Annotated in this window: 13 protein-coding genes and 1 pseudogene; 7 read left to right on the top strand and 7 right to left on the bottom strand. The window is 60.1% G+C overall.

The features are described 5' to 3' along the window. Nucleotides 1-45 precede the first annotated feature (45 nt). Entirely contained in the window at nucleotides 46-402 is a 357-nt protein-coding gene (gene rplT, locus JK213_RS09315) for a 50S ribosomal protein L20 (RefSeq protein WP_062033041.1), read from the bottom strand. A gap of 14 nt (nucleotides 403-416) precedes the next feature. Beyond that, nucleotides 417-617, bottom strand: coding sequence for a 50S ribosomal protein L35 (gene rpmI, locus JK213_RS09310; protein WP_046901279.1), 201 nt, complete (start codon nucleotides 615-617; stop codon nucleotides 417-419). 310 nt (nucleotides 618-927) lie between these two features. On the opposite strand from rpmI, the gene JK213_RS09305 reads away from it, so the two are divergent. The 3 genes from JK213_RS09305 to JK213_RS09295 all read left to right on the top strand — a co-directional run bounded on the left by JK213_RS09305 (nucleotide 928) and on the right by JK213_RS09295 (nucleotide 4,458). Further along, a complete protein-coding gene (locus JK213_RS09305; protein WP_211571365.1) occupies nucleotides 928-3,354 on the top strand; it encodes a glucose/quinate/shikimate family membrane-bound PQQ-dependent dehydrogenase in 2,427 nt (808 codons plus the stop codon). 133 nt (nucleotides 3,355-3,487) lie between these two features. Further along, nucleotides 3,488-4,141, top strand: a complete 654-nt coding sequence (locus tag JK213_RS09300) for an energy transducer TonB (protein WP_249200506.1) — start codon at nucleotides 3,488-3,490, stop codon at nucleotides 4,139-4,141. Between the two features lie 107 nt (nucleotides 4,142-4,248). After that, complete coding sequence (locus JK213_RS09295) at nucleotides 4,249-4,458, top strand: hypothetical protein (RefSeq protein ID WP_194262370.1); 210 nt, start codon at nucleotides 4,249-4,251, stop codon at nucleotides 4,456-4,458. A 40-nt stretch (nucleotides 4,459-4,498) separates the two neighbouring features. Here JK213_RS09295 and JK213_RS09290 read toward each other — a convergent pair whose 3' ends face one another. The 3 genes from JK213_RS09290 to JK213_RS09280 are packed head-to-tail and all read right to left on the bottom strand — an operon-like array spanning nucleotide 4,499 to nucleotide 8,697. Further along, the gene (locus tag JK213_RS09290; RefSeq protein ID WP_194262369.1) at nucleotides 4,499-4,939 is read right to left on the bottom strand and encodes a SufE family protein; all 441 of its coding nucleotides are present in this window, start codon (nucleotides 4,937-4,939) and stop codon (nucleotides 4,499-4,501) included. A gap of 24 nt (nucleotides 4,940-4,963) precedes the next feature. Continuing rightward, nucleotides 4,964-6,901, bottom strand: coding sequence for a response regulator (locus JK213_RS09285; protein ID WP_194262368.1), 1,938 nt, complete (start codon nucleotides 6,899-6,901; stop codon nucleotides 4,964-4,966). After that, complete coding sequence (locus tag JK213_RS09280) at nucleotides 6,898-8,697, bottom strand: ATP-binding protein (protein WP_373319081.1); 1,800 nt, start codon at nucleotides 8,695-8,697, stop codon at nucleotides 6,898-6,900. Before JK213_RS09280 ends, JK213_RS09285 begins: the two co-directional genes overlap by 4 nt. A 138-nt stretch (nucleotides 8,698-8,835) precedes the next feature. On the opposite strand from JK213_RS09280, the gene JK213_RS09275 reads away from it, so the two are divergent. After that, on the top strand, nucleotides 8,836-9,246 hold the full coding sequence (locus JK213_RS09275; RefSeq protein ID WP_099286841.1) for a hypothetical protein: 411 nt from the start codon (nucleotides 8,836-8,838) through the stop codon (nucleotides 9,244-9,246). 28 nt (nucleotides 9,247-9,274) lie between these two features. Here the strand turns inward: JK213_RS09275 and JK213_RS09270 are convergent, their stop codons facing one another. Both JK213_RS09270 and JK213_RS16075 read right to left on the bottom strand, forming a co-directional pair. Next, the gene (locus JK213_RS09270; RefSeq protein ID WP_228125497.1) at nucleotides 9,275-9,658 is read right to left on the bottom strand and encodes a hypothetical protein; all 384 of its coding nucleotides are present in this window, start codon (nucleotides 9,656-9,658) and stop codon (nucleotides 9,275-9,277) included. A 12-nt stretch (nucleotides 9,659-9,670) separates the two neighbouring features. Beyond that, nucleotides 9,671-9,763 (bottom strand): annotated as a pseudogene (locus JK213_RS16075) (zinc-ribbon domain-containing protein); the annotation flags it as partial. Nucleotides 9,764-9,886: 123 nt separating this feature from the next. Here JK213_RS16075 and JK213_RS09265 point away from each other — a divergent pair. From JK213_RS09265 to JK213_RS09255, 3 genes are read left to right on the top strand one after another with little or no spacing between them, the layout of a single operon-like run. Further along, on the top strand, nucleotides 9,887-10,588 hold the full coding sequence (locus JK213_RS09265; RefSeq protein WP_194262366.1) for a cell division ATP-binding protein FtsE: 702 nt from the start codon (nucleotides 9,887-9,889) through the stop codon (nucleotides 10,586-10,588). Next, nucleotides 10,585-11,493, top strand: coding sequence for an ABC transporter permease (locus tag JK213_RS09260; RefSeq protein ID WP_194262365.1), 909 nt, complete (start codon nucleotides 10,585-10,587; stop codon nucleotides 11,491-11,493). Before JK213_RS09265 ends, JK213_RS09260 begins: the two co-directional genes overlap by 4 nt. Continuing rightward, entirely contained in the window at nucleotides 11,490-12,083 is a 594-nt protein-coding gene (locus JK213_RS09255; RefSeq protein ID WP_194262364.1) for a YdcF family protein, read from the top strand. Before JK213_RS09260 ends, JK213_RS09255 begins: the two co-directional genes overlap by 4 nt. Nucleotides 12,084-12,123: the final 40 nt, after the last annotated feature.

The following is a 12,123-nucleotide window of genomic DNA, read 5'->3' as shown; positions in this document are numbered from 1 at the left end:
CCCGCCAGCCACCAGACCCCGAGGACGGGATCAAGCCGGAAAAGCTCAGCCGAGAGCGGCCTGGGCCTTCTTCACGATTTCACCGAAAGCGGCGCTATCGTCAAAAGCGATGGCAGCGAGAACCTTACGGTCGATCTCGATACCAGCCTTGTCCAGACCGTTGATGAAGCGGCTGTAGGTCAGACCATGCTCACGGACGGCAGCGTTAATACGCTGGATCCACAGGGCGCGGAAATCACGCTTCTTGTTGCGGCGGTCACGATACGCATAACGCAGCGCCTTCTCGACGCGCTCCAGAGCAATGCGATAGTTCGTGGACGAACGGCCGCGATAGCCCTTGGCGAGCCCGAGAACCTTCTTGTGACGGGCGTGCGACGTTACGCCCCGCTTGACACGTGCCATAGTACCTTATCTCCTCAGAGCCCGTAGGGCGCCCACTGCTTGATTGTCTTCGCATCCATGTCCGTCATGGTCTGGGGACCACGGTTGGTGCGCTTCATCTTCTGCGGACGGTTGATAAGGCCATGGCGCTTGTTGCCCGGGCCGCACATCACTTTGCCGGTCGCGGTAATCTTGAACCGCTTCTTGACCGACGACTTGGTCTTCATCTTGGGCATTTCGGTCTCCCTCGCCGTAAACGATTGGTCCCTCGCACAGTAGGGACTCTGCACGGCCGGGCATGCCACTCGTGGCCCGGACGCGTGCGCGGAAGCGGTGTCCTTATCGGAGGCCAAAGTATTCTGCAAGCGCATTATTTTCTTGAACGCTCAATCATAAGTGCCTCCTTTCCTCAAGTCACGACGACGTGAATGTCCTCACAGTGACGTGAGCAAAGTGAACCTTCTGACATCTTGACCCTTGATATCCTTCCATGTGCTTTGTCCGGAAGTCACCGTGCTGCACCAGAACAACATCTTCAGGAACATCATGAGCACATCATCCCGGCCAGGGCTCTGGGCCCTGATAACGGCCGCGGTCTTCGCGCTTTGCGGCGCGATCCTTACCGTAGGCGGCGCTTGGGTCGCCGCTATCGGCGGCCCACTCTATTACGTCCTCCTTGGCCTGGCACTTCTTGCCACGGCTTTCCTCTCATTCCGACGCAATCCGGCTGCACTCTATCTGTTCGCAGTCGTCGTTTTCGCAACGGTCATCTGGGAACTCACAGTTGTCGGCCTCGACATCTGGGCCCTGATCCCGCGTTCGGACATCGTCATCATCCTCGGCATCTGGCTGCTGCTGCCGTTCGTCTCCCGTCAGATCGGCGGAACACGCACGACCATTCTGCCGCTTGCCGGTGCCGTTGGCGTTGCGGTTCTGGCCCTGTTCGCCAGCCTCTTCACGGACCCGCACGACATCAGCGGCGAACTGCCGACGCAGATCGCAAACGCCTCCCCCGTCGACCCCGACAACGTCCCGGCCAGCGAATGGCACGCCTATGGCCGCACGCAGGCCGGTGACCGCTGGTCCCCGCTGAATCAGGTCAATGCATCAAACGTCAGCAACCTCAAGGTCGCGTGGCATATTCATACGCACGATATGATGACGCCCAACGACCCGGGTGAAGCGACGAACGAAGCCACCCCGATCGAATTCAACAACACGCTTTACATGTGCTCCCTGCACCAGAAGCTGTTTGCGATCGACGGCGCGACCGGCAACGTCAAATGGGTCTATGATCCGAAGCTCCAGATCAATCCCGGCTTCCAGCATCTGACCTGCCGTGGCGTCAGCTTCCACGAAACCCCGGCCAATGCGACCGATTCCGATGGCAACCCCGCCCCGACGGACTGCGCCAAGCGCATCATCCTGCCGGTCAACGACGGCCGTCTGGTTGAAGTCGACGCAGACACGGGCAAGACCTGCTCGGGCTTCGGCACCAATGGTGAAATCGATCTGCGCGTTCCGAACCAGCCCTACACGACGCCCGGCCAGTACGAGCCGACGTCCCCGCCGGTTATTGCGGACAAGCTGATCATCGCCAACAGTGCGATCACCGATAACGGTTCGGTCAAGCAGGCTTCGGGTGCCACGCAGGCATTCGACGTCTATACCGGCAAGCGCGTTTGGGTCTTCGACGCCTCGAACTCCGACCCGAACCAGCTTCCGGATGAAAACCATCCTGTCTTCCATCCGAATTCTCCGAACTCCTGGATCGTGTCGTCCTACGACAAGAACCTGAACCTCGTTTACATTCCGATGGGCGTGGGCACTCCCGACCAGTGGGGCGGATATCGCACGAAGGATTCCGAGCGTTTTGCTCCGGGCATCGTCGCGCTGAACGCAGACACGGGCAAGCTCGCCTGGTTCTATCAGACGGTTCATCACGATCTGTGGGACATGGACGTTCCGTCCCAGCCGAGCCTCGTGGATATTACGCAAAAGGACGGCACACTTGTTCCGGCCATGTATATCCCGACCAAGACCGGCGATATCTTCGTCCTCGACCGTCGCACCGGTAAGGAAATTGTCGCAGCTCCGGAAACCCCGGTTCCCGGCGGCGCTGCTCCTGGCGACTACACGAACCCGACACAGCGCATGTCGCAGCTGACCCTGCGTCCGAAGAATCCGCTGAACGACTCTGATATCTGGGGCGGCACGATCTTCGACCAGATGTTCTGCAGCATTTATTTCCATAGCCTGCGCTACGAAGGCCCCTTCACGCCGCCGTCGCTTCAGGGCTCGCTCATCTTCCCGGGCGATCTGGGTATGTTTGAATGGGGCGGTCTGGCCGTTGATCCGCAGCGCCAAGTGGCTTTCGCCAACCCGATCTCCCTGCCGTTCGTCTCCCAACTGGTTCCTCGCGGACCGGGCAACCCGCTCTGGCCTGACGAAAACGCCAAGGGCACGGGCGGCGAAACCGGCCTGCAGCACAACTATGGCATTCCCTATGCCGTCAACCTGCATCCGTTCCTGGATCCGGTGCTGCTGCCGCTCGGCATCAAGATGCCCTGCCGCACGCCGCCCTGGGGCTATGTCGCCGGTATTGACCTGAAGACCAACAAGGTCGTCTGGCAGCACCGCAACGGTACTCTGCGTGACTCGATGTATGGCAGCTCCCTGCCGATCCCGCTGCCGCCGATCAAGATCGGTGTCCCAAGCCTTGGTGGCCCGCTCTCCACGGCTGGCAACATCGGCATCCTGACGTCGTCCATGGATTACTACATCCGGGCTTACAACCTGACGACGGGCAAGGTCCTCTGGCAGGATCGTCTGCCGGCTGGTGCCCAGAACACCCCGATGACCTATGCCATCAACGGCAAGCAGTACATCGTAACCTATGCTGGCGGACACAATTCGTTCCCGACCCGCATGGGCGACGACATCATTGCCTACGCCCTGCCCGATCAGAAATGATCTGACAGGACCATACAGGTCATGAAAAAGGGGAGGTGCCATCCGGCATCTCCCCTTTTTTGATGGCAGCTGGCTGGCCAGAGAACCGTTCGTTACATATGGTAATATTCTGGTCGTAGACAAGAGACATGCCATGACATTGCCCGCCATCCGCCCCGCACTCGCGATAACGGCTGCAGTTCTCAGCACGATAATGGCAGTGCATGCCGAGGAGCGCCCCCTCGGTGCCATGCTCGACCCACATCATCACGGCAGGCTCATCTACCCCCCGGCGGAACTCGAACAACGCCAAAATGGAACGGCGCATATCCGCTGTACCGTCAGTGCTGCGGGCTTTCCCACAGAGTGCGAGACAACCGCATCACAGCCGGACTTCGCACTCGCCGCCGAAAATCTGGCCTATAGCTCAAAATTCCTGCCCGCTTACGAGAATGGGAAAGCCGTCCAAAGCGCGTGGGAGTACACATACACTTTCCACACGTCCGCCGACCTGACACATCCGCTGCTCGATAAAATGCACTCTGCCCCCCCTCATTATCCGGAAGCCGCAGATGTTGCCGCCATCGGGGCCCACATCACCGTCACATGCCAGATCGATCAGATCGGGATCGCCCATGACTGCACCGCCAGCGACGGCCCCGCCATCCTGCAACGCGCATCGCTCGCCTATTACGGTCTCGCAAGATACTACCCGGCCCTGAAGGACGGACAGCCCGTCTCAGCGCAGTATCACGGCAGCATCGACTGGGACGCCTCCCACCCGGTAGACCAACAGGGATTTCGCTGATTTTAGCAAGTGCGACGAAACTTGCGTCCCGCCCGCAACCTATTGCATGATTTCCGCCAAACTAGGGCGCGGCGTCCACGACCCGGCCCCCTCTGGAGACCAGCATTATGTCATTCCGCCGCCTGTCCGTTGCCGCTTTTGCCGTCATGGCCCTCGGTGCCCAGATGGCTCACGCCAAGCCGTGTCGTGACGAAAAAGGGAAGTTCACAAAATGTGAAGCCCCTCCGAAGCCGAAGCCCTGCCGGGACGCAAAAGGCAAGTTCACCAAGTGCCCTGCACCTGCCAGCAGCACGGCTCCCGCAACAGCGCCGAAGTAACATTTCACATCCCCGAAGGCTCCAGCCAACGGGGATTTTTTTACGCCTGAAGGGCAGCCCGCTTCTGGATCGCCTGCGCCATGGCTTCCACCCCGTTGCCACGGTTGGTCGAAAGCGCTTTGACCAGCCCCATCTCGTGCAAAAATACCGGACTTGTCCCAAGGATTTCTGCGCTGGATCGGCCTGAGTAAACCCTCAGTAACAGCGCCACGAGCCCCTGAACGATCGCGGCATCGGAGGCACCAGCAAAAAACAGCTTCCCGTCCCGCTCAATCGCTTCAAGCCAGACCTGACTCTGACAGCCCGGCACACGATGGGCATCATCCTGCCAGTCTTCCGGAAAAGGCGGCAGCTTGCGGCCCATCTCGATAATGTACTGATACCGCTCCATCCAGTCATCAAACAGACCCAGCTCAGCCTCGACCTCCTCAATAGCCGCAGCAGCCGTGTCTTCCGGGGGAACAAGATAGGCATCACTCACGCGTCACAATCTCCGTTACAGGCCTCAGTCCGCACTTCCGCTGCCGTGACGCATGGTTTCGGCAACGGCTCTGCGCAAGGCGTCCTGTGTAAAAGGCTTTGGCAGAAGCAGACCGTTTTCAGGCGTTGGCATATCATCTGTATGTCCGCTGATAAACAACACCTTCAATCCCGACACCGCTTTCTGTAACGCTGTCGCACAGGTCAGCCCATCATGATCAGGCATCCGCATATCGACGATCGCCAGATCAAACGGAGCTGCCGCATCAACAGAGTTCAACGCCTCTTCCAGCGAAGAAACAGCCGTCACCTTATGTCCGTCCTGTGTAAGGAAACCGGATGTCACCATCCGTACCGGCGCTTCATCATCCAGAACCAGAACCTTCAGCGACCGCCCGACACTCCCGCCGGGACGTTCAGGCTGACGACCCGGTTGCTGCCCGCTCTGTGCCACAGGCAGAATCAGCGTCATGCGCGTTCCCTCACCCACGACACTGTCGACAACGATCTCCCCATAACTGCGGCTGAGGAACCCATACACGCTCGACAGGCCCAGCCCTGTCCCGCGCCCGACATCCTTGGTCGTAAAGAACGGATCAAAAATTCTCGCCGCAATGTCCGGCGTCATGCCCGCGCCTTCATCCACGACGTCCAGCGCCACCGCCCGATCGGGACAACACTCGGCAGGCAGGTCCGTCCGCTTTTGTGTCACAATCCGAGCACTGATCCGCACCGTTCCACCCTCCGCCATGGCATCGCGTGCATTCACACACAGATTCAACAGGGCCATTTCAAGCTGATCGGCATCCGACCACACCAAAGGCAGATCCTGCGGGAGGTCTTCAACGCACAGCGCACAAGGTGACGCCACCGCAGGCGCACCCCGTTTTTTGAGACTCTGACGCAGAAGGTCCGTCAAACCGGGCAGGAGCTGCTCCAGCGACACCGCCGACAGACGCGCCTCACGCGGACGTCCGAACTGAAGCAGCCGTCGTGTCAGAACTGCTCCACGCTGCGCTGAGTCAGCAGCATTGCGCAGCAGCGTTAAAGACGCCTCGTCAAGATCGGCAATATCTTCCAGCAGTTCGAGAGACCCGGAAATCGCGGCGAGCAGATTATTGAAATCATGAGCGATTCCTCCTGCCAGCGTCCCGAGAGACTGAAGCTTTTCCGCCTGTCGCAGCCGCGATTCCATGGCAACACGCGATGTCACATCCCGGTCCATGCTGACCTGCCAGGCATCTTCCGAAGTCACACCTTCTGGCCACGCCAGCGCCAGTCGCGTCAGTTCATGCCAGCGCATGGATGTCTTGCCATCCTCCTGCGCAAGAACTTCCCCAACCAGACGCTCTTCCTGCCCAGACCTGCGGACGCTCTCTCGCATAGCTTCCACGTCAGGCCACAGATTTTCCGGAAAATGGGCCTGCTCGGTTTCGGCACCACTTTCGGATTCATCACGCACATTGCTGCGGATACACCGCCCGTCGCGATCAGAAAAAACCAGTCCAATCGGCAGCGCTTCCATCAGTCCCCGCAGCAGAGCCTGCTCGGTCCGCAACGCCCGCTGCGCCAGACAATGCTGCGTGACTTCCCCAACCAGTGACCGCAGCGCATCCGAATCCCAAGGCTTATGCACATAAGCCTGCACCTGCCCCTGATTCAGCGCCGATACGACGGCCTCCAGATCGGCATACCCCGTCAGCAGAATACTGCGCGCGTCCGAAAATGCCCGCGCCTGCATCAGCAACTGATCCCCGGTCAGGCCGGGCATCCGCTGGTCGGAAATGATGGTCGCAACATCCCGATGTTCCCGCAGCAGATCCAGCGCCCGCAGTGGGTCCGTCGTGGACAGGATTTCATACTGGTCTTCCAGCAGATCTGTCAGGGCAACGAGGATCTCCTCCTCATCGTCCACCAGCAGAATCAGAGGACGCGACGGTCCTTTTGCGCTCCAGAAAGTCATGCTGCGCGGCCAGTCGCCACCGGCCCCTCCTCGGTCATGCGAACGGGCAGACTCAGCCGGAAACAGGCTCCGATGCCATGCCCGCCCGGCAGATTGGCGTCCGTTACTTCGATCGTCCCGTCATGCGCCTCCATGACACTATAGGCAATGGCCAGTCCCAGCCCTGTCCCTGTTCCCACAGGCTTGGTTGTGAAAAACGGGTCAAAGATCCGTGTCCGCAATTCATAAGGCAGACCCGGTCCGTCATCACTCACACTCATCTCATAACGCCCGTTCTCCAGACGCGAGGCGATGACGATCGTCCCGCGCACCACATCACTATCCACGGACAGATCCGCAAGCGCATCCGCCGCATTGGAAATGATGTTCATGACAACCTGATTGAGAAAAGCCGGCTGACAGACCAGTTCAGGCGGAGCCTGAAGGTCCTTCCGAACCACAATCCCCGGCCCCAATTTATGGGCCAGCAAAGCAAGCGCCGTGTCCAACGCAGCCGGAACATCGACTTTCTGGAACGAGCTTTCATCCAGACGTGAAAACCGCCTCAGGCTCAGCACCAGATTTTGAATCCGCTGCAAGCCGAGCTTCATGGAGTCCAGACGCGACATACCTTTTTTCGTCAGCGAGATTGCTTCGTCAGACGCATTGACGCCCTGCAACCGCTTCAACGTCCGTGCCACCGTATCGGCATGGGCAATGGTGAAGGCCAGCGGATTGTTGATCTCGTGCGCGATCCCCGCCACCAATTCACCCAGCGAGGCCATTTTTGCCGTCTGCACGAGCTTGGACTGCGCCTGAAGAAGCCGCTCGTTCGTACGCGCAAGTTCCATGTTGGCCTGCGCCAGCGCTTCGGCCATTTCCGCCTTGGCTCGTGCGGCCTCCAGTGTCAGAGCGTTCTGCTGGCGCTCGATTTCCTGCTGGCGGAACTCGTCCTGTGCCATCCTGCGCTGGGCCAGTGTCCGGATTCGCATCGCAAGAGCTTCAAGCGCGATATCGCTCGGCACCAGATCATCAATTCCGGCCTCAAAAAACTCCCCGGAAGACTGCCGCCTGAACCGTGACGCCTCCACGATCCCCAGTGTCCGGAACGGAATTCCGCCAGCCTCCAGAACAGCCTGCCGCCGCGCATCCAGAAGACGGCAGAATTTCAGATCCTCGTCTCCGCTTCCGAGTTCCAGCACCAGACAGTCCGGACTGTCGGCCCCCCGCAGCCATCCGCCTTCGATCAGATCGTCCGAACGCTCGATGGATGTCACGGTATGCCCGTCACGCCAGAGCAACTCCCCCAACGTCGTTTCGGGTGCTTCCTCAGCTGTATCGTCTTCGTCTTCCTCCTCCCGTGGAGAATTGACGATCACGATCCGGGCCCGACGCAACCGGGATGCCTCATCGACCTGAAGAAGCTCCGGCCCTTCCCGCAACAGGGCCCGCATCCGCAGGACCATCAGGTCAGGATGAGCCGATTTGGAAATATAAGCGTCAGCGCCGCTCTCAAGTCCCTCACGCTCGACGCCCGGCGACGCATCTTCCGTCAGCATCAGGATCGGAATGTTGCGAGTCAGCGCATCCAGCCGCAGCCGCCGCGCAAGCTGGCCTCCGCTCATTCCCGGAAGCTCGGTACAGGCCACAACCAGATCGGGCATCGTATCCTCGATCGTGCCCAAACCTTCCTCGCCGCTGGTCGCGCAGGTGAGCGCAAAGCCTTCATTGACCAGAATCCGAGCAATCTGCCGGGCATGGTCGCAGTCAGGCTCCACCAGAACGACCCGGGGCATATTCGGCGTTACCATCGGCATCTCGAATTCAGGAAAAGGCATGACGGCACGGGAAAGTTTGCATTGGCGATCTCTTGCAGCTAGTCCGAAGTGAACCATTCGTCCGCTTTCAGGGACGAACACTAACTCCCGTTGCCGGACCACTGGAAGCCATATCTCATGGACATGCAGCCCCCGCCCCATATCACGGACCGTCTCCTCGGTAGCAGAAGCCGGAGCGAGTCATCGCTCACAACATCGTCGATGATCCGGATGGGCGTATGGTCCGTCTGCTATTTTGCCTTCTATCTGGCCCAGCAGATTGCCGAACTCATGGCGCCTCTCCTGCTGATTCTGGGTCTGGGCTGGTACATTCTTCCGCATATCGTCAATGCGATCACAACCAGCGCAGCCAGTGCCGACCCACAGGCACGCGATGTCATGAATCACGTCGCAGGAACCCTTCCGACCCATCTTCAGATCGGCAGCCACCTCATCACGCCGGGTTCCCTTATTTTCGACGGCATCCTGCTCATGGCCGTAGCTGCCATCGGGGCCACACTCTCGGCACTCGCCGCCCGCAACATGTAAGATCAGCCGGTGTCGGCCAAACCGGGGTTCAGGAAAAATGTCCGATCCCCGGAAGAAAACCCAATACACCCGCGCCCTTGCAGTACCACAACGCCGCAGCTCCGGAGCCCGCCAGCACAAGACTGGCACCCCAGGCCGCGACCCAGAGACCGGTAGACCCGATCATCGACGGACCAGCCTGTTCAGCCCGTGCCTGCACGTCGCCAGCTGAACGGGAATGCAGGACAGCCGAACGGCGCTCAGCGTTTCGTCCCGCCATCGCCCCGGTCGCCCGGAATGTTCCTTCCGAAACGGACGAAGGGGCGTCCACCACATCAGGCTTGCTGCTGCTTTCCTCTTCCGGAACCTCAAAAACAGCCGGCGTGGCTTCGGGAACAGATTCCTGCACCACCGCCGCAGCAGAGGCAGTCATTTCCCAACTGTCTCCACAATTGGCGCAGCGCAGACGCTTAACCCCTTTTGCCATCGCCTCCGGTACTTCAAAGACCGCATGACAATGGGGGCATTCAATGCGCATTCAATCAATCCCTTCGACAGCCGGCTCCGATCCAGCCTAGCCTGATCCGCGTACTTGTCTGTTATGACAAAATGATCGTTATTAAATGGTTAATAAATTACTCCAATTTTCAATGAAAGCGTCATGATCCGCCTCCTGAATGTCTCGATGATGCCTCCCGGCGTAGGGCAGCCGGTCTTGCGAAACCTGACGCTTTCCGTGCCGCAGGGAGAGTTCCGCTGGCTGCTCGGACCATCCGGCGCTGGCAAGTCGAGCCTTCTGCGCCTCCTGACGCTCGAAACACGCCCATCCGCCGGTCAGATGGACCTGCTCGGCGTTTCCGTCAGCCACGCCAGCCGCGCAACGCTGCGAAACCTGCGCCGAAGAATCGGGTTTGTTCCTCAGGACTATCGCCTGATCGGGGAATGGACGGTGTTCGACAATGTGGCTCTCCCGCTCAGACTGCGCGGCGCTTCCGAGCGCGACACCAGACGCGAGGCATTCGCCGTACTGGAATGGCTGGATGTGGCCCATCTCGCCGATAAGCGCCCCGGCGCCCTGTCCGGCGGTGAGCAGCAGCGCACGGCCATTGCCCGCGCCCTGATCGGTCGCCCCGAACTCCTGCTCGCCGATGAACCGACCAATGCACTCGAAGACGCGCAGGCCAGACGCCTTCTGACGACATTTCAGGAATTGATCGAAATGGGCACGACCGTCATCGTCGCCACCCATAATGAAGCCTTGGTCCGCGAAGCTCCGGCAGCCTCCATCATCCTTCAGGACGGCACGATCGCAAATACCGACAGTCAGAACGGAACTTCCACCAGACGGACAGAACGCTCATGAGTGCCCCGGTCTCCCCCGGACTGCGTTCAGGCAGCCTGCCGCTTCTCGTCGCACTCATGACCCTGCTCGCAGGCCTCTCACTTGCTGGGCTGGCAGGCGTGCAGACCCTTGCCGAAAGTTGGTCCGGTGCCGCCCGAAACGCAACCACAATCGAGATTCCGTCCGACACGCCCCAGTTTGCAGACCGCACCCACACCTTAGTCCAGACCCTGAACAAAACGCCCGATGTCACAGCAGTCCGCGAACTCTCCACCAAAGAGGTCCAGACCCTTCTCACACCATGGCTGGGGCAGGTGTCTGACAGCGCAGGCCTTCCAGGCCTCTCACTGCCTGCCGTCCTGATTGTCGCCCATACCGGCACGCCCGATCTGGGCGCAATCGTACATAACGTCCTGCCTGAAGCCGTCGTAGAGGAAGACCGGCGCTGGGGTGAACGTCTCAACGGTCTGGGAAGCAGCCTGATCGCCTGTGCATGGCTGGCCGTCAGCCTCATCGCGGCCATTGCGGTTCTTTCAGTCGGCATGACCGTCCGCCGTTCCGTCATGGCCCAGCGAAAGGCCGTCGAAATTGTCCATTTCCTTGGCGCAGGAGACCTGACCATCTCCAGCAGGATCGCCGGGCGGGCAGCATTGCTCAGTCTCGCCGGAGGGCTCGTCGGCCTTCTGCTTCTGAGCCCGGTCATCACCATGCTGGCCCAGAAGCTCACGCCCTTCTCACATGGCGCACCTCCAACCAACTCTCCCTCAAACACATGGGACGTCCTGATTGCGACATGGTGGAGCACCCTGCACGTCCTGCCACGCATGCTTCTTGAAGAACTCGGCGCCCTGCCCCTGATCGCCGCCTGTCTGGGTTGGCTCACCGCACAGACCGTCGTGCTCGTCTGGCTCCGGCGCCTGCCATGACACGCCTCTTCCGGGCATGTCTGGCGCTGGGAGGTCTCTGGCTGGCGGGATTCGTCTGGTTCGTTCAGGACGCCAGCAGCCCTCCCGTCACCGCCACTGTCTGCGATGGCATCGTCGCCCTGACTGGTGGAGAACAGCGCGTCGATACGGCCATTACGCTCCTGCGGGGCGGATACGGACATCTGCTGCTGATTTCAGGCGTTGGGCCGCATGTTACGCTGCAACATATCCTGCATCTTCAGCAGGAACCCCTCTCTTCGCCTTTGGCCGCACGCATCACTCTGGGGCGCCGGGCCACCAGCACCATCGGCAACGCCCACGAAACGGCCGAATGGGCCAAAAACAACCGCTTACACCGCCTTCTCGTCGTCACCTCCGGCTATCATATTCGTCGGGCTGTTCTCGAAATCCACCGCACAGCCCCTGATCTGGACCTCATCACCTATCCGGTGGTGCCGCTCGCCCTGCAAAGCACCCCGTCGCGCAGAACCCTCTTCCTGATGTTTCGGGAATACAACAAACTACTCGGAGCCGAAATTGGCGTCCTGACAGGCCTGCCAGATGGTCGTGAAGGACTGGATGGCGCCTGACAGCCCTTGTGCCAGACAGGTTTTTCTGGTGTGCAGAACA

This window comes from Gluconobacter sp. Dm-44 (assembly GCF_018256175.1).
Classification (GTDB): domain Bacteria; phylum Pseudomonadota; class Alphaproteobacteria; order Acetobacterales; family Acetobacteraceae; genus Gluconobacter; species Gluconobacter cadivus.
Note: the sequence above shows the minus strand (reverse complement) of the source record. Positions and strands in the feature narration are given on the sequence as shown.